This is a genomic window from Sulfurovum xiamenensis, assembly GCF_030347995.1.
GTDB classification, from domain to species: domain Bacteria; phylum Campylobacterota; class Campylobacteria; order Campylobacterales; family Sulfurovaceae; genus Sulfurovum; species Sulfurovum xiamenensis.
This window is the reverse complement of sequence record NZ_JAQIBC010000001.1, coordinates 337,393-354,191: the sequence shown is the minus strand read 5'-3', so window position 1 is coordinate 354,191 and position 16,799 is coordinate 337,393. Positions and strand designations below refer to the sequence as shown.

The window sequence follows — 16,799 nt, the reverse complement described above, 5'->3', positions numbered from 1 at the left end:
ATGTTTAAAAAATTAAAATACTCTATAGAAAACCTACTTTACAAGTTTCAATTTGGTTCAGAACTTGAATTAAAGAATTTTAAATTTAAAGCAAATAATTTCTCTGGGAAAAAACTAAATATTATATATTTGACACAATATGATGGATCATTTAGTATCAATAATACATATGAGCCTTTAAAAGAATTTGGGACAGTATTCAAGTTTGAATTAGATAAAGATGATGATAGAAAAAATTGGTATCAAAATAAAGTGCAAAGAAATAATGAAATGTTAAATTTTGTTGATAATACAATTAGAAATCATAAAATTGATGTCATTGTTTGTTATCTTTCAGGATTTAGTACTACTCCAGAAGTTTTAAAAAAAATAAAATCATATAACATATTTATGATAAATGAAAGTTTGGATGATGAACGAAAATTTATTAGTAAAAAAGGCAAAGATGGAATTTATAGAGGAATGAAGGATATTTGTAGATTCTTTGATCTTTCATTAACCACGTCCCAAAGTGCTCTTGTTAAATACTTGGTTGAGGGTGGAAAACCAATGTATAAAGATTATGCAGGTAATGAAAAAATTTATAAAAACTTACACTTGAAGAAAGAGTATGATGTTGGGTTTGTTGGTGCTAGTTATGGTATTAGAGATAAGTATATACAGTATTTACAAGATAATGGGATTAATGTATATGCAAAAGGAAAAGGTTGGCAAAAAGGTTTTGCAGAGTCAGATGAAATGATTGAAATTTTCAATAAATCAAAAATTGTTTTGGGTTTTTCTACTGTTGGAAAAAATGATGATATTTATATTCTGAAGGGAAGAGATTTTGAAGTTCCTTTAACTGGAAGTTTTTATATGACAGGGCATCATGAAGAGTTAAAAGAATATTTTGATTTGGGTAAAGATATAGAGACATATAATTCAAAAGAAGATTTACTTAAAAAAGTTAAATATTATTTGGAGAATGAAGAAGAAAGAGAACAAATAGCTAAAAATGGTTATGAAAAATGTTTAAAAAGCTATACAGTAAAAAAAGCTTATGAAAAAGTTTTTGGATATTTAGGTTTATAGATGCCATTTTATTTTTATAAATAAAATAGGTGAGAATCTTGCAAAAAAATAAAATTCAAATATTGATCCGGTTAATATTCATAAAATAAATAATTAATAAAGAGAAAAATATGAAAAAAGGTAATCAAGTAAAATTAGTAAATCGTGGAAGTTTAGCAGATGAAAACTCAGGTTTTAAAAATCAATCTCGAGGAAATGAAGCTAAGTGGGAATCTTCTTCATTTACATTTAACCCATTAGAAAAAGATTATGACTGGTTGGTCATAATCGATGATGTTCCACGTATAGTACCAAATGGTGTAGAACAGTTATCATGTCCAAAAGAAAACACTATTTTAGTCACAACAGAGCCAAGTACAATTACAATGTATGGCAAAGCTTTTACTGGTCAATTTCATTATGTGATTACAAATCAAGATGAAAAAGCCTTGCCTCATCCAAATGCTATCCGTTCTCAGACAGGGAATGTCTGGTTTTATGGTAAATCACTAGATGAGATATTAGCGGTAAAGGAACCAACGAAAACAAAAAAAATATCGACAGTATGTTCAAATAAACAACAAGGACACACTATACATAAACTCAGATATGAATTTACAAAAATCATGGAAGAGAGGATTCCTGAATTAGAGAGATTTGGTAGGGGATTTAAGTGGATCGAAACAAAAGCAGAAGCTATAGATGACTATGAGTTTCATGTAGCGATTGAAAATCATTATGCTCCACATGTTTGGACTGAAAAACTTGCAGATACATTTTTAGGGTATGCTGTACCCATTTATTTTGGATGCCCAAATATATATGATTATTTTCCAGAAGAAAGTTTGATTTTAATAGATATTTATGATGTTGAAGGGTCCATTGAAAAGATTAAAAAAATTATATCTACTCCTGGTGAATATGAAAGAAGACTACCTGCGGTAAAAGAGGCAAGAAGAAGAGTGATTGAAGAGTATAACTTATTGGCGATGATAAATAATATCGTTGAGAATGCAAAAGAAGACAAATCTCTTGATACTGATTATAAGATATATAATCGAAGAATGATGAGAGTAAGGCATCTGCCAGACTTAATACGATTTGCCTTCTGGAAAATTAATAATTTTATAAAAAATATTTAACAAGTAGCAACAGAATTTACTTTATTAAGTCAGGAGGCTTTTTATCTAGTCTAAAAGAATAAATAAAAAACAATAGTAATATAAATATATTCAAATGTATTTTACTATCAATCAAGCTACCATCAAATTGCATGTGAATAATAAAGGATAGGAGAAGGATAAAATATATTATTTTATCCTTGGTAAAACTTTCTTTCAGTGTAAGCCATATTAAATAGTGAAAAATAGAAAACCCAACAATACCAGTATAAAGTAATAACTCTAATGTTAAATTATGTACACCTAGAGCTGTAAGACGAAGATCTGGAGTCCTAACTGCTAGTATTTTAAATGTATCAACACCATAGCCTAAAATCGGTGAATCTATAATATTTTCTATGGTAAATGGCCAAATTGTTGATGTCCTTCCAGAGCTGTATGCTTGAATCAGTAAAGTTAATCTATGAAATAAATTATCATCTAAGAGAAAAAGTAGTATAGAGAAGATAAATAAGGAAGATAATGTATAAAATAATTTTTTATCAATACCATGATGTTTAATATAGCAAAACATATAGCCTATAGAGAAAATGCCAAACATAACCCAAGCAGATCTTGACTGAGAATGAAAAAGAGTAAATAGAAACATGAGTAAAGTTGTAAAATATATGATCTTATCATATTGAAAGCTTTTATAATGAGTTTTATCAAAAAATAAGACTAAAGAAATACTAGCTCCTACTACCATTAAAAGGCCAAAGGGATTAACACTATAAATTGCACCTGTCAATTGATTGGAAGTTCCATGAGGTGTTTGATGTGCGATGAAATCAAAACCTGTGATATACTGATAAATTCCATCTAGGCAATGTATTAATAGAACAATAAATATTACTGTTAATAACCATTTTTTTGAATAGAATTTTTGTTTATAAAAATAAAATAGTATAGTTAAAATAAGTACGTATCTAAAAAAATATTTCAAAATTTCGATTAGTACATTTTTGTCACTGATGCCAAGTAAACTGGAAAGCGTCATCGAAACAATAAAGGCTAAAAATACAATAAGTAGTTTTTTATATTCAGCCAACATTTCTAATAAAAAAGTTTTTTGTTTATAATAAAGATAATGTATGAAGAAAAAAATAATGATCAAAACAGTACTTATTTGATAGATGGAGTTTTTCAGTGGAATTGAAAATATCCAAATAAATAATAGAATTTGAAATATTTTCATAAATAAATTTTTTTCTTGAAATTTTTTATACGTATCAAGTGTATAGTTTAGAATATTCATTAAGTATGGTCTTTATATTAGAGGTGGAAGTAAGATTATATAGTAAACTAAGTCGAATGTAAAGCAAATTCTTTCCTTTACATTAGGATAATTATAATTTTTACTTTTTAACTCAGTTTCAGTGAAAGGAACTGAAAAAATAATATTCGAAATTTCACCTTTTTTAAAGAAAAATACTGCTGTAAGGAGAATCACATAGTATCTATTTACTTTTTTAAGCTACCATAACGAAAATCTTTCCAAGGATAACATTGAAACCTAGAACATCAGCATCTCTTATTATAGGAGTTTCGTTATTTATCGTACTCTTTAGCAATGTTTCATTTTTCAAGCATGTATTGGAAGTATACCCTTTTGACAGTACCTATGCACCTTTTGTCATTTCGCAAGGTGTGGTATTTTGCCTTTTTTTAACTTTCATACTCTCTCTTTTAAGTTGGAGATATGTGACTAAGCCGATACTTATCGTCATGTTGATGACTGCGGCGACGGTAAACTATTTTATGCAGACCTATAACATCATCATAGATACAACGATGATCGAAAACACTGTGCAGACAGATATAAATGAAGCTTCCGATCTTATGAGTTGGAAGCTGTTTGGCTATGTGCTGTTGTTTGGAGTTCTGCCTTCCTATATCATCTATAAAACACCTTTGGTATATCGTGGATTCAGAAAGGAATTGTTTTCAAAATTAAAATTGGGTGCAGGCAGTTTTGTTTTGATATTTGTTGTGATGCTCCCTTTTTCCAAACATTATACCTCTTTTTTCAGAGAGCATAAGATCTTACGTTCTTACAGCAATCCAACTTATGGACTTTACTCTTTAGGTTCTTATGTGAAAGAACAGGTCACAGAGAGAGATATGCCACTTATACAGACAGGATTAGATGCAAAGATAGGGAAAAGAGAAAAGAGAAAAGTAGTGATCATGGTTGTGGGTGAGGCAGCGCGTGCTGATCATTTGTCATTGAATGGGTATCAAAGAGAGACCAATCCACGGATGAAACAAGAAAATATCATCAATTTTTCGAACATGTATTCATGTGGGACCACGACAGCTGTTTCCGTACCTTGTATGTTCTCTGTCTATGATAGAGATGATTATGATACACAAAAAGGACTTCACACCGAAAATGTACTGGATGTACTTTCTCATGCCGGGGTAGAGGTATTATGGAGAGACAATAACTCCGATTCTAAAGGTGTGGCGGATAGAGTACAGTATGAGTATTATAAAACACCTGAGAATAATACTATGTGTGAGGGGGAGTGTCGAGATGTAGGGATGCTGGTCGGGCTGGATAGAGTGATCGAAGAGAGCTCCAAAGACATGGTGATCGTGCTGCATCAAATGGGGAATCATGGCCCAGCATATTACAAACGGTATCCAAAAGAGTTTGAACGCTTTACTCCCACTTGCCAGACCAATCAGCTAGAAGAGTGTTCCCAGGAAGAGATTGCCAATGCCTATGATAATGCACTACTCTATACCGATTACTTTCTTTCTCAGACGATAGGGCTTTTGAAGAAGTATGAGGATACTGTGGATACAGCGATGTTCTATATGGCGGATCATGGCGAGTCTTTGGGCGAAGGAGGGTTCTACCTGCATGGACTTCCATATTTTATAGCGCCGGATGCTCAAAAAAATGTGGCTTCTCTGCTATGGTTAGGAAAAGATTTTCCTCTGGATAAAGAAGAGATTAGAAAAACTGCTTCAAATGAATTTTCTCAAGACAATCTTTTCTCCACACTGCTTGGGCTCTTTGATGTGGAAAGTGAAGTGTATGATAAAAAGATGGATATGTTAAAATTTACAAACTTATAAAAAATATATTCTGTTATATTTTATATATGGTAAAACGCTCTATACCACTGTGCAAATTTGTCCACACCCTCCTGGATAGAAGTATCGGGTTTATAACCAAAGTCATTCATGAGCCCACTGACATCTGCATAGGTTGATTTAACATCCCCTGGCTGCATCGGGAGATACTCTTTCTTTGCTTCTTTTCCTAGAGAGTTCTCTAAAGCCTTGATAAAATCCATCAGTTGTACAGGGGCATTGTTCCCGATGTTATAGATCTGATAGAGATCTTTTTCATTAGGGTGGTCGATCACCTTGATACATCCATCTACAATATCGTCGATGTAAGTAAAGTCTCTGCTCATATCCCCTTGATTGAAGACCTTGATGGCTCTGCCATGAAGAATGGCATCCGCAAAGAGCATAGGAGCCATATCGGGTCTGCCCCAAGGACCATAGACGGTAAAAAATCTAAGACCGGTTGTAGAGATACCAAAGAGGTGAGAGTAGGTATGTGCCATCAGTTCATTTGATTTTTTGGTAGCTGCATAGATAGAGATAGGTCTGTCGACCTGATCAGTGGTTTTGAAGGGTTGTTCTTTGTTGAGTCCATAGACAGAAGAGCTGGAAGCGTAAGAGAGGTTGTTGATGCCATTTTCTCGACACCCTTCAAGGATGTTCATAAAGCCCTGTATATTACTTTCGATGTAGGCATGAGGGTTCTCAAGGCTGAACCGTACACCTGCTTGTGCCGCAAGGTTACAAACGGCATCAAATTGTTCTTTTTTGAACAGGGCTTCCATTTGATCTTTATCGGCAAGATCTAATTTGATAAAAGTATGTTTTGGAAAAATGCTCGAAGCGACAGGCTGGTTCTCTTCTATTTTTGTAGGATCGATGCCTAACTCTTTTAAGCGGCCATATTTGAGATTTATATCATAATAGTCATTGATATTATCTATGCCAATGACTTCATCCCCGCGCTCAAGTAATTTCTTTGCCAAATGAAATCCAATGAACCCCGCTGTTCCTGTGACTAATATCTTCATTTTCTTCCGTTAGTCACTACCAAAGAGATCTCTGGTATAGACTTTCTCCTTTACATCTATGAGGTCATCTGAGAGTCTATTCGCTACGATCACATCGGAAATATTTTTGAATTCTTGCAAATCTTTCATGACTTTTGAGTGAAAGAACGATTCTTCCTGTAGTACGGGTTCATAGACCACGACGTTGATACCTTTGGCTTTTATACGTTTCATAATACCTTGGATCGATGAAGATCTAAAGTTGTCTGACCCGCTTTTCATCGTTAAACGGTAGATACCGACTGTAGACGGGTGCTTTTTTAAGATAGAGTCCGCAATAAAGTCTTTTCTCATACTGTTGGCTTCTACAATAGCGCCTATAAGACTGTTGGGCACATTTTTATAGTTTGCGCGCAACTGTTTGGTATCTTTAGGCAGGCAGTAGCCCCCGTATCCAAAGGAAGGATTGTTGTAGTGCATACCTATTCTAGGGTCAAGTCCTACACCCTCTATGATCTGTCTGGTATCAAGGTTATGTGTCTCAGCATAGGAGTCTAGTTCATTGAAGTAGGCAACTCTCATTGCTAGAAATGTATTTGAAAAGAGCTTCACCGCTTCTGCTTCCGTAGACCCAGTAAAAAGAATGTCAATATCTTTTTTGATGGCACCTTGTGCTAAAAGGTTTGCAAAGGTTTTTGCACGTTCACTCTTCTCGCCTACAATGATACGAGAAGGGTAGAGGTTATCATGGAGTGCTTTGCCTTCTCTAAGGAACTCTGGAGAGAAAATGATATTGTCACAGTCGAATTTTTCTCTAATACTTTTTGTATAACCTACAGGAATGGTAGATTTGATGACCATTACTGCATTTGGATTTATTTCTATGACATCCTTGATTACCGATTCGACTAGTTCAGTATTGAAATAATTTGTTTCCGGGTCATAATCTGTAGGGGTAGCAATAATGACAAAATCTGAATTCTCATACGCCTCATGCTTATCAAGTGTCGCTTTAAAGTTCAGAGGCTTGTTCTTAAGGTACGCTTCTATTTCTGCATCTTCGATAGGAGAGATCTTTTGGTTGAGCATCTCTACCTTTTCAGGAATGACATCCAGGGCTACGACTTCATTGTGCTGTGCCAGTAAAATACCGTTGGATAGTCCAACATATCCTGTACCTGCTATGGCTATTTTGTAACCCATGATTTTATCTTTCCTTTTGATTTAGTTTTTTCTTTAAAATGATCTTTCCTGCTTCCACTCCGGGTTGATTATAGGTATTCACATCGATAAGTTCTCCTACAAGTGAGGTAAGTAGCTCATAGTAGTAGAGAAGTGATCCTATAGTATTTTCATCGACACTTGGAAGGATAATAGTGTCAATAGGAATGTCATCTTGTGCTTCCAGTGATTCCAACACCGAGTCACACTGCATATTGATGAGTTTGGAAAAAGGTAGATTATTGAGTGTATCAAGACCTTCCAAGTGGGGAAGTGTGATATCCGGGATAGTGATATTGTCATGAAAATCTTCAATTTTAATGAAAGTGACTGATTTGTCTCTGGTCCCTTCCATGATAAGCTGTAGAAATGAATGTTGGTCTTCTGGGCCGATAAGGCCGATAGGGGTAAGACCTACATGAAATGCACTGTGGCGTTGATGTTTTCCTAAGCTTTCACCCCAAAGCTGCACATACCACTCACAGAAATATTTGAGTGTTTCAGAATAGGCGAAAATACAATTGATGTTGTACTGGGTATGATTTTTTGCATAAAAGGTAGCTTTTTTCAGTAATGTATCTTTCAGGTATCCATCATAAAAAAAGCTCTCTTTGACCTCTTTTGCACCATTTAACAAAGCTTGTATCTCTATACCACATAAAGCTAAAGGGACAAGCCCTACCGTTGAGAGTACTGAAAACCTTCCGCCTACATTGTGAGGTAGATGGAGTACAGTAGAGTTGATCTCTTTAGCATATGTTTCAAGCGGTGAGTCAGGATCAGTGATAAAAGTATAGGCGGTAGGATCACTCTGAAGCGAATAGATATATTTATAGATAGAGAAGGTCTCTACTGTGGTCCCTGATTTGGAGATCACGAGAAAATGGGTTTTTGAAAACTCTATATGTGAAAGCAGATTTGTGATATTGATAGGATCAGTACTTTCAAAGAAGTATAGCTTTCTTGTAAGCCCATTGAGAGGTTTGAGAAATTCATACACGGCCTTAGCACCTAAAGAACTCCCCCCGATCCCAATGACTGCGATCGTATCTATCGTATCAGAGATCGAATCACAATACTTTAATAGTGGAGTGATGTCTTGATCTGGCAGCGCATAATAGCCAATACTCTGCTGTTCTTTTTCAATCGCTTTAAATGCCTTTTTCTGCGTTTTTTCATCTTCGAAAGTAAAAGAGAGTCGGTTGATCATAGTAGGCTCTTTGCTTGTGTGATCAGCGCATTGACTTTGGATTCATACTCTTTTGCCAGTGCCTCATCGGTAGATTCGAAGCGTGTGACAAGTACAGGTGTGGTGTTACTGGCTCTCACTAGTCCCCAACCTTTTTCAAAGTTGATACGCACACCGTCCACATCAATAATGCTAAGAATCTTAGGAAAATCTGCAGGAGGATTAAGAAGAAGCTCTTTCACTTTGTCAATGATCGCAAATTTCTCCTCTTCTGTGGTCTCTACTTTTATCTCTTCAGTAGAAAAAACGGTAGGCAGTGCATCGATCTCTCTATCCAGGTTAATACCATCATGGATGAGTTCCAACATCCTAAGTGTGGCATAGATGGCATCATCATACCCAAAATAACGGTTTTTGAAGAAGATATGCCCGCTCACTTCACAGGCAAGATCGGCATTGGTCTCTTTCATTTTGACTTTGAGGTTGGAGTGTCCTGTTTTATACATGATGGCTTTGGCACCTCGACGCTCAAGTTCATCGTACATAACCTGTGAGCATTTGACCTCACCTATAACTGTAGGGTTCTGCATCTTCATCGCATAGAGAAGTGCCATTTGATCCCCCTTGATGTTATGTTTATGTGTGAGCACTGCGATACGGTCAGCATCTCCATCGTAGGCAAAAGCGATATCTCCATCTTTCTCTAAAGCTGATTTGATATCTGCAAGGTTCTTCTCTACAGAGGGGTCGGGATGGTGGTTCGGAAAAGTACCGTCTGGTTCAAGGTAGAGGCCAGTGTAGTCGAAGTTCAACGCATCAAAGATATCTGTGATGACGGTGTCTGCAACACCATTACCCGCATCAATAACAATTTTTTTAGGGAAGTTCTTCAGGTGGGCAAACTCTTTGACCATAAAGTTGATGTAAGGGGTTTTTACATCTATATCCGTTTTTGTATTGTTGTCTTCAATGACGAGATCCTGATGGGCCAGGATCTCATCCCCTAATGCATAAATCGATTCTCCAAAAAAAGGAGCTTGATCCACTGTGATTTTAAAACCGTTATATTCGCTTGGATTGTGGGAACCTGTGATCATAATGGAAGCATCTGTTGTAATACCGTTAAAATTGATGTAGTTGCTAAAGTAGTTTACCGGGGTAGCGACCATTCCCATATCTAAGACTTTGCATTCAGCTGCATTCAGTCCGGAAGTCAGATAATCTCTTAGGATGGGAGAGTGAGAGCGAGCATCATAACCGATAGCAACGACTTTGTCGCCACCGATTTTCTGACCAAGGTAATAGCCGATCAGTTTGACAGATATTTCATTCAGCTCTTTTTCAAAGATCCCGCGGATATCATACTCTCTGAATATATTTTTTTCTATTATATCTGTCATTCTATTCCTCCCAGATAGCCTATTTAGCCTGTGTATGAAAGTATAGCACTAAAAACTAAGTTTCATCCCACCATAAAAGCTGTTATTAAACGTTTGATCATAGGTATTATACTCTGTATCTATATTACGATACCCGGTAAACAGATGTACATTCGTGATGATCTCCATATCTGCTTCTACTCTAAATTCCGTATAGCTTTCTCCATCACTGAATGTAAGCACAGAAGGCGCATAAGCCAAACTTGTTGTTAACGAAGTGGTAGGGATGCTGTAGTTCAATGGAAGTGTATATTTTGCTTTAGCACAGAAGGGAATAGCGATAAAATCATCGGCAAACACAGATTTTATCCCTAGTCCAAGTGCAAGTCCTTCGATACCCTGGAAAGTACTTTCCGCACTGACACCCACGGTCGCTAGGTTGTCTCCATCCGTATGAAGATAAGAAGTATCCAGTGTATAGGAAGTACTGTCCGAATAGTAGGTCAAAGCATTCAGATCGATAGAAGCACCTACTTCTAGATCCTCATTATTGACATTAAGCCCTATATTGCTTTGGGCATGAAGCAGTCCAAGTGTTAAAAGTGAAGTGATACAGAGTTTTTTTATGTACATAGTAAGCCTTTGATATTTATGCATATAATACTATCATAAACTTTCTTGACAGAGACTAATCTGCCGGTCGATAGTTTTTTTCTTTTTCCAGTTTTTCTTGTTTGATCTTTTTTTTATAGGTCTTTCTCTTCTCTTCCATCATAGCAGCATCTTTCAGGTCCTCTTCATTGTCGTGACGGACCGCATCTATGAATTTGCTATGGTCGTCGAATTGTCCTGTTCTTACCGCCCAAATTAAAGCCAGTAAGCCTATGGCACCTAAAAATGTAGAGACACCTATCATTAAAATGACTATATTTTCTGACATTATTTATCCTTGAATTTTAAACGTTTAATACGGATAGAGTTACCGACCACGACCAATGAACTCAGACTCATGGAGAGTGCTGCCACCAGTGGATTGACAAATCCCATGACAGCCAGCGGAACAGCTACAACATTATACAACAAAGAAAAACCAAGATTTTCCTTGACTGCACCAAAGGTTCTTTGTGAGAGCTTATACGACTCATAAATACTTTCAGGTTTTTCATCTAAAAGCACTATGTCACTCACAGAGATAGCCACATCTGCACCATTCCCCATCGCTATAGAGATGTCTGAAGAAGCAAGCGCTATGGCATCATTAATGCCGTCTCCGGCCATTACAACAACATGTCCCTCTTGATGAAATCTATCTATCAGTGCAGCTTTGTCCTGAGGAAGAAGTTTGGCATAAACCTCTTCTATTCCTACCTGTTTTGCCACTTTTTGAGCACTCTGCTCATGGTCCCCTGTAAGCATGACCACCTTGATCCCTAGATCTTGAATCTTCTTGATAGCTCGGTCTGCACCTTCCCTGATGGTATCGGTCAGTTCAAACCGTGCGATAAGCCTGTCGTCTATCATAAAGAAGAAGAGGGCATTTGGTGAATCTGTATCCACATCGAGCTTTGAAGCTTTCATCAGTTCCGCGTTGCCTCCAAGCAGTACTTGGTTTTGATATTTGGCTTTGATCCCTTTGGCTTCGACAGAGGTGATCTCTTCAAGCGTGCGCGTCTCTAACTTTTCATGTGTATCTTCAAGATATGCTTTGATCCCTTGAGAGATAGGATGGTTGGAGGTACTGACAAGTACATAGAGCAAAGAGGGATCAAAAGCTTCAAGATACTCAGATTTGACAACAGAGGGTTTACCTTCGGTGATCGTACCTGTTTTGTCCAAGGCTAAAATGTCACTTTTTGCCATTGTTTCAAGAAAAGAAGCTTCTTTAAAAAGGATACCCCGTTTTGCTGCAACACTGATACCCACAAGGGTTGCCATAGGCGTAGCTAATCCCAAGGCACAGGGACAGGCAATAACGATCACAGAGATACCGACGATGAGTGCCTGTTCAAAGCTCTCTGTCCAAAAGTACCACCCTGCGAAGGTAAGTAGGGCAATGATGAGAATGACCGTTGAAAAGTACCCTGAAACCGTATTTGCCAATTGCTCTATACGGGGTTTTTTTGTGATGGATTCTTCAAGAAGATTGACGATGGAGGTCAGCATAGAATTTGAGGCATCTTTGGTTGCACTGTAGTGTATGACGGAGTCTAAACACAAAGAACCGCTTAAGATCGTGTCATATTTCTTTTTATAGATCGGTTCATTTTCTCCTGTGAGTGAACTCTCATCAAAAGAGCCCTGCCCCCAGATGACTTCACCATCGATCACGACTTTTTCACCGGGTTTCAGTTCTATGATGTCTCCTACGATGATGTTCTCAATGCTCACGAGGGATTTTACACCATCTTTCAGTGTGGTCACTTCGGTTGGTGTACTTCCCATAAGTGTGTCCAGTGTGTCAACGGCATGTTTTTTACTCAGTACTTCAAGGTATTTTCCTACCAGTACAAAAGTGATGATCATCACCACGGAGTCAAAGTAGACCTCTCCGCTTTGAGTGATCATGGCATAGATGGAGTAGATATAGGCAGAAAGCGCACCTGAAGCAACCAGGGTATCCATATTGACAATGTTATTCTTGTACCCATAATACGCACCTCTGAAAAAGATCCATCCGGAGTAAAAGAGTACCGGTGTGGCCAACACGAATTCAGCCACATTCAGAATATCTTTAAAGGATTGTTCTATACCCCCAAAGTATCCGGCATAGTGGGCAACAGCCAGCCACATGATGTTCATGGCTCCAAAAACAGCCACTAAAATACGGGAATAATAGGTTTTTCGTGTACTGATAGCACGTTCTTCTTGAAGCTTCGGATCGTAAGGGTAGGCGTTATAACCGATGGAACGGATCGTCTCTATGATCTTGGAGAGCTGGATGACCTCAGGATCCCAGATGATCTTGGCTTTGTTGTTGGTATAGTTGATACTTGTTTCTATGACACCATCAGTCTTATGCAGGACCTTTTCGTTGAGCCATACACATGCAGAACAGTGGATACCTTCAATGATGAGGTTGATTTCATACAGTCCATCCTCATGGAGAGTAATGTATTTGTTTTTAAATCCTTCCAAGTCAAACTTTTCGATATCTTCATTATTTTGTATGGCAGGTTGAAGTTTGGTATCGCCTAACTTGTCATAAAAGGTATCCAGTCCTTTGGAGTTCAAGAGATGGTAGACCCCCTGACAGCCTTTACAGCAGAAAAAGAGTTGTTTCTCATTCTGTTGTTCAGCGATCATCACTTCTTCAGGGAAAGTGAGATTACAGTGGGTACAAGCTATGTCTGCCAATGATACTTCCTTGATTGATTGTAATATATGGTTATTTGTCGATATCACGAGAAGTATATATTTTATCTAAATATGGGTAAAATCTTCTATGGAAAATGCACTTTTATTGACAATGATCCTTCTTTTTGCAGAACTTTTTGAGGCAACTATTCAGCGTGCCCAGACGCTTGTGGGAGTTTTGGCAAAACTCTATACCTATTATCAGAAAAGCATTTTTTTGTTTTTTCTCATCCAACCAGGGTTTTACTTTATACTTTTTGTAGTCGTACTTACCGGTGTATTGAATTTGACTATGATCTTTCTTTTAGCCATTAAAATCTTTGATCTGTTTTATAAAATAGAACTGATTAAAAAAGTCTTTATCGAGCGTAAAGTATCACCTGAGATAGCACAAATGTTAGAATGGAAAATACCTTCAATGTTTTTTTGGATGGGAGCAGCCTTGTATCCACCGTTACTGCTTTTTGCCCTTACATAGGGAGTCATAGACTGTTCAAGGTTTGCCCAAGAGACGCGCTTTAATTATAATTTCAGCCAAAAAGGATTATAATGCGGTTAACTACTACACGTAGCATATCGTATGGCTAACGTACAATCTTCACAATGCATATTCAGAACAAGAGGAAATATGAGCGATAATAAAAAATCTTCTAATGGCAATGCTGCCAGCAGGAAAAACAGAACACACGTACCGGTAGAGGGCTACAAAATAGAAAATCTTCAACAACTTCCACTGACAGAACTTGTAACGATAGCAAAAGAGGTCAAAGTTGAAAACCCTAATGAATTTCAAAGAAAAGATCTTATTTTCGAAATCCTTAAATCACAAGTGAGCCAGGGAGGATTTATCCTCTATACGGGTATTCTTGAAATCATGAACGATGGTTTTGGTTTTTTGCGCTCAATAGACGGAAACTTTGCCAACTCGAGTAATGACACCTATGTAAGCGGTACACAGATCAAACGATTTGCACTGAGAAATGGTGATATTGTTACAGGTCAGGTACGCTCGCCTAAAGACCAAGAGAAGTATTATGCACTGCTTAAAATTGAAGCGATCAATTATTTAGCTCCGGAGAAGTCGAAACAGAGACCTCTTTTTGAAAACCTTACTCCATTGTATGCCAGTGAACAACTCAAACTCGAATATAATCCAATGAAAATGACCGGACGGGTACTTGACCTCTTTACCCCTATAGGAAAAGGACAAAGAGCACTGATCGTTGCTCCGCCGCGAACAGGTAAAACAGAACTTTTAAAAGAGCTTGCACATGGGGTTACACACAACAATCCCGATGCTTCTCTGATGGTACTACTTGTAGATGAGAGACCGGAAGAAGTCACAGACATGCAGCGTTCAGTGAAAGGTGAAGTCTATGCTTCGACGTTTGACCTTCCTGCACAGAATCACGTCAGAACAGCCGAAATGGTGATAGAAAAAGCCAAAAGACGAGTAGAGATGGGTAAAGATGTCATCATCTTACTTGACTCTATCACAAGACTTGCACGTGCCTACAACACTGTGACACCAAGTTCAGGTAAAGTACTCTCTGGTGGAGTGGATGCCAATGCACTTCATAAACCAAAACGTTTCTTCGGTGCAGCTAGAAACATAGAAGAGGGTGGTTCTTTAACTATCATTGCTACAGCACTGATAGATACGGGTAGCCGTATGGATGAAGTGATCTTTGAAGAGTTTAAAGGTACAGGTAACTCCGAAGTGGTGCTTAGCCGTCATGTCTCTGAAAGACGTATCTATCCTGCGATCGATGTAACGAAATCAGGAACAAGAAAAGAAGAATTGATGATGGATCCTGAAACGCTTCAAAAAGTATGGGCATTGAGAAATGCAATGCAAAACATGGAAGAAGTAGAAGGGCTGAAGTTCCTCTTCTCTAAAATGATGAAAACCAAAACAAATGAAGAGTTTCTTTCTCTGATGAACGAAGGTGCGTAGGTAACTACAATGAAAATATCTATATTTTCATCTGAACCGATAGGTAAAGCTTTAGTGAAAGGCACCCCAAGGGCATTGCCTAATGGGGCAATTGTAGATGGGCTTTGTCTATCTACAAGGAGATAACTATAATGCGTATAGGTGTTTTTGATTCTGGTTTGGGTGGCTTGACCGTGGTTCAGGCTATGACCCAAGTGATCAAAGGTGCACAGATCTTCTATGTGGCAGACACTAAAAATGCGCCTTATGGTGAAAAAACCCCAGAACAAATTCTACAATACTCACTCAATATTACCAACTATCTTATCAATACCCATCAGATCGATGCATTGATATTGGCATGTAATACGGCAACTTCTTCCGCGATCCAACATTTACGTGAAACGTACCCTTCGCTGATCATCATAGGTACAGAACCAGGTATCAAACCGGCTATCGAACAGACAAGAACTGGGAAAATAGGAGTTTTAGCAACACCGGCCACACTTCAGGGAGATAAGTATAAAACATTGGCACAAATGCTCTCATCACAAAAAAGTGTTGATATTTTTGAACAGGCGTGTCCCGGTTTGGTTGAACAGATAGAAAAAGGTGAACTGGAGAGTGAGGTGACAAAAGGGCTACTTGAAACATGGCTTTCACCGATGCGTGAGAATAATGTCGATACGATTGTACTGGGGTGTACACACTACCCTCTTGTGGGTCAAAGTATAGAAAAGATCATGGACTGTAACGTAAGCCTTATCCATACAGGTGAAGCGATCTCCAGACATTTACTTACACTAGGTATCCAAAAAGGACATCTTAATGAGGGAGACTTGCAGGTACATATTCATACGACAGGTGAGATTCGGATCGAAGTGGTTGAGAGTATCATTGAGAACTATGTACATATACAAGTTATAGAAGTGGATAATCATTAAGACCCTCTATTTCCCCTGATAAGCTGCTACTTAATTATACATTAGATAAAGTTATTTTCATATATATTTTTAATAAAAAACACCTAATATAAACTTATCTATGCTAGAATACATCCATACGGTTTTACTGTATGTAAAAAGCCTAATTTGTTGTGAAGCAAGTTATGGGACTCAGAAATGTCATAACTGAGTTTGCCAGACCACCAATTTGAGGATAAAAGATGAAAAATTTGTTAGAAAGCTTTGCAATATTGCTTGTTGGACTTTTGTCTATAGGTATCGTATATTTAATTGTACAGTACAATACGATCGATGATCAAAACTTTGTGGATCCGCTAGATAAGAGTGCCTATGAAATGCCGACAGATGCAGAACTAGAAGCAGATGATGACCTTGATCTTGATGATGAAGGGGATGAGGATAGTGATCTATAGGGGTAAGTGTGATGAAGTGAAAGTAGGACCGA

15 protein-coding genes are annotated in these 16,799 nt (G+C 37.4%); 7 read left to right on the top strand and 8 right to left on the bottom strand.

Going from position 1 to position 16,799, the window contains the following annotated elements:
- Nucleotides 1-1,074, top strand: coding sequence for a glycosyltransferase family protein (locus PF327_RS01820; RefSeq protein WP_289401081.1), 1,074 nt, complete (start codon nucleotides 1-3; stop codon nucleotides 1,072-1,074).
- 110 nt (nucleotides 1,075-1,184) lie between these two features.
- Nucleotides 1,185-2,195 carry a glycosyltransferase family 10 domain-containing protein gene (locus PF327_RS01815; protein WP_289401080.1) on the top strand — a complete coding sequence of 337 codons (1,011 nt, stop codon included), beginning with the start codon at nucleotides 1,185-1,187 and terminating at the stop codon, nucleotides 2,193-2,195.
- A 16-nt stretch (nucleotides 2,196-2,211) separates the two neighbouring features.
- Here the strand turns inward: PF327_RS01815 and PF327_RS01810 are convergent, their stop codons facing one another.
- Nucleotides 2,212-3,471 carry an O-antigen ligase family protein gene (locus tag PF327_RS01810; protein ID WP_289401079.1) on the bottom strand — a complete coding sequence of 420 codons (1,260 nt, stop codon included), beginning with the start codon at nucleotides 3,469-3,471 and terminating at the stop codon, nucleotides 2,212-2,214.
- A 251-nt stretch (nucleotides 3,472-3,722) separates the two neighbouring features.
- Between PF327_RS01810 and PF327_RS01805 the strand changes: the two genes are divergently transcribed.
- Entirely contained in the window at nucleotides 3,723-5,303 is a 1,581-nt protein-coding gene (locus tag PF327_RS01805; protein WP_289401078.1) for a phosphoethanolamine transferase, read from the top strand.
- Nucleotides 5,304-5,323: 20 nt separating this feature from the next.
- On the opposite strand, the gene PF327_RS01800 is transcribed toward PF327_RS01805, so the two are convergent.
- From PF327_RS01800 to PF327_RS01770, 7 genes are read right to left on the bottom strand one after another with little or no spacing between them, the layout of a single operon-like run.
- The gene (locus PF327_RS01800) at nucleotides 5,324-6,331 is read right to left on the bottom strand and encodes an NAD-dependent epimerase (RefSeq protein ID WP_289401077.1); all 1,008 of its coding nucleotides are present in this window, start codon (nucleotides 6,329-6,331) and stop codon (nucleotides 5,324-5,326) included.
- Between the two features lie 9 nt (nucleotides 6,332-6,340).
- Complete coding sequence (locus PF327_RS01795; protein ID WP_289401076.1) at nucleotides 6,341-7,513, bottom strand: nucleotide sugar dehydrogenase; 1,173 nt, start codon at nucleotides 7,511-7,513, stop codon at nucleotides 6,341-6,343.
- Between the two features lie 4 nt (nucleotides 7,514-7,517).
- Entirely contained in the window at nucleotides 7,518-8,741 is a 1,224-nt protein-coding gene (locus PF327_RS01790; RefSeq protein ID WP_289401075.1) for a glucose-6-phosphate isomerase, read from the bottom strand.
- Complete coding sequence (locus tag PF327_RS01785; RefSeq protein WP_289401074.1) at nucleotides 8,738-10,120, bottom strand: phosphomannomutase/phosphoglucomutase; 1,383 nt, start codon at nucleotides 10,118-10,120, stop codon at nucleotides 8,738-8,740. Before PF327_RS01785 ends, PF327_RS01790 begins: the two co-directional genes overlap by 4 nt.
- Before the next feature lie 48 nt (nucleotides 10,121-10,168).
- A complete protein-coding gene (locus PF327_RS01780; protein WP_289401073.1) occupies nucleotides 10,169-10,732 on the bottom strand; it encodes a YfaZ family outer membrane protein in 564 nt (187 codons plus the stop codon).
- A gap of 55 nt (nucleotides 10,733-10,787) precedes the next feature.
- Entirely contained in the window at nucleotides 10,788-11,039 is a 252-nt protein-coding gene (ccoS, locus tag PF327_RS01775; RefSeq protein WP_289401072.1) for a cbb3-type cytochrome oxidase assembly protein CcoS, read from the bottom strand.
- The gene (locus tag PF327_RS01770; protein WP_289401071.1) at nucleotides 11,039-13,453 is read right to left on the bottom strand and encodes a heavy metal translocating P-type ATPase; all 2,415 of its coding nucleotides are present in this window, start codon (nucleotides 13,451-13,453) and stop codon (nucleotides 11,039-11,041) included. The genes ccoS and PF327_RS01770 overlap by 1 nt, the downstream gene beginning before the upstream one ends.
- Before the next feature lie 88 nt (nucleotides 13,454-13,541).
- Between PF327_RS01770 and PF327_RS01765 the strand changes: the two genes are divergently transcribed.
- The 4 genes from PF327_RS01765 (at nucleotide 13,542) to PF327_RS01750 (ending at nucleotide 16,767) form a co-directional block, all read left to right on the top strand.
- Nucleotides 13,542-13,931, top strand: a complete 390-nt coding sequence (locus PF327_RS01765) for a hypothetical protein (protein ID WP_008244226.1) — start codon at nucleotides 13,542-13,544, stop codon at nucleotides 13,929-13,931.
- 150 nt (nucleotides 13,932-14,081) lie between these two features.
- Nucleotides 14,082-15,410, top strand: coding sequence for a transcription termination factor Rho (gene rho, locus PF327_RS01760; protein WP_008244225.1), 1,329 nt, complete (start codon nucleotides 14,082-14,084; stop codon nucleotides 15,408-15,410).
- A gap of 131 nt (nucleotides 15,411-15,541) precedes the next feature.
- A complete protein-coding gene (murI, locus tag PF327_RS01755; RefSeq protein ID WP_289401070.1) occupies nucleotides 15,542-16,333 on the top strand; it encodes a glutamate racemase in 792 nt (263 codons plus the stop codon).
- 221 nt (nucleotides 16,334-16,554) lie between these two features.
- Nucleotides 16,555-16,767: a hypothetical protein gene (locus PF327_RS01750; RefSeq protein WP_289401069.1), complete on the top strand. Its 213-nt coding sequence runs from the start codon at nucleotides 16,555-16,557 to the stop codon at nucleotides 16,765-16,767.
- The last annotated feature ends 32 nt before the right edge of the window (nucleotides 16,768-16,799 follow it).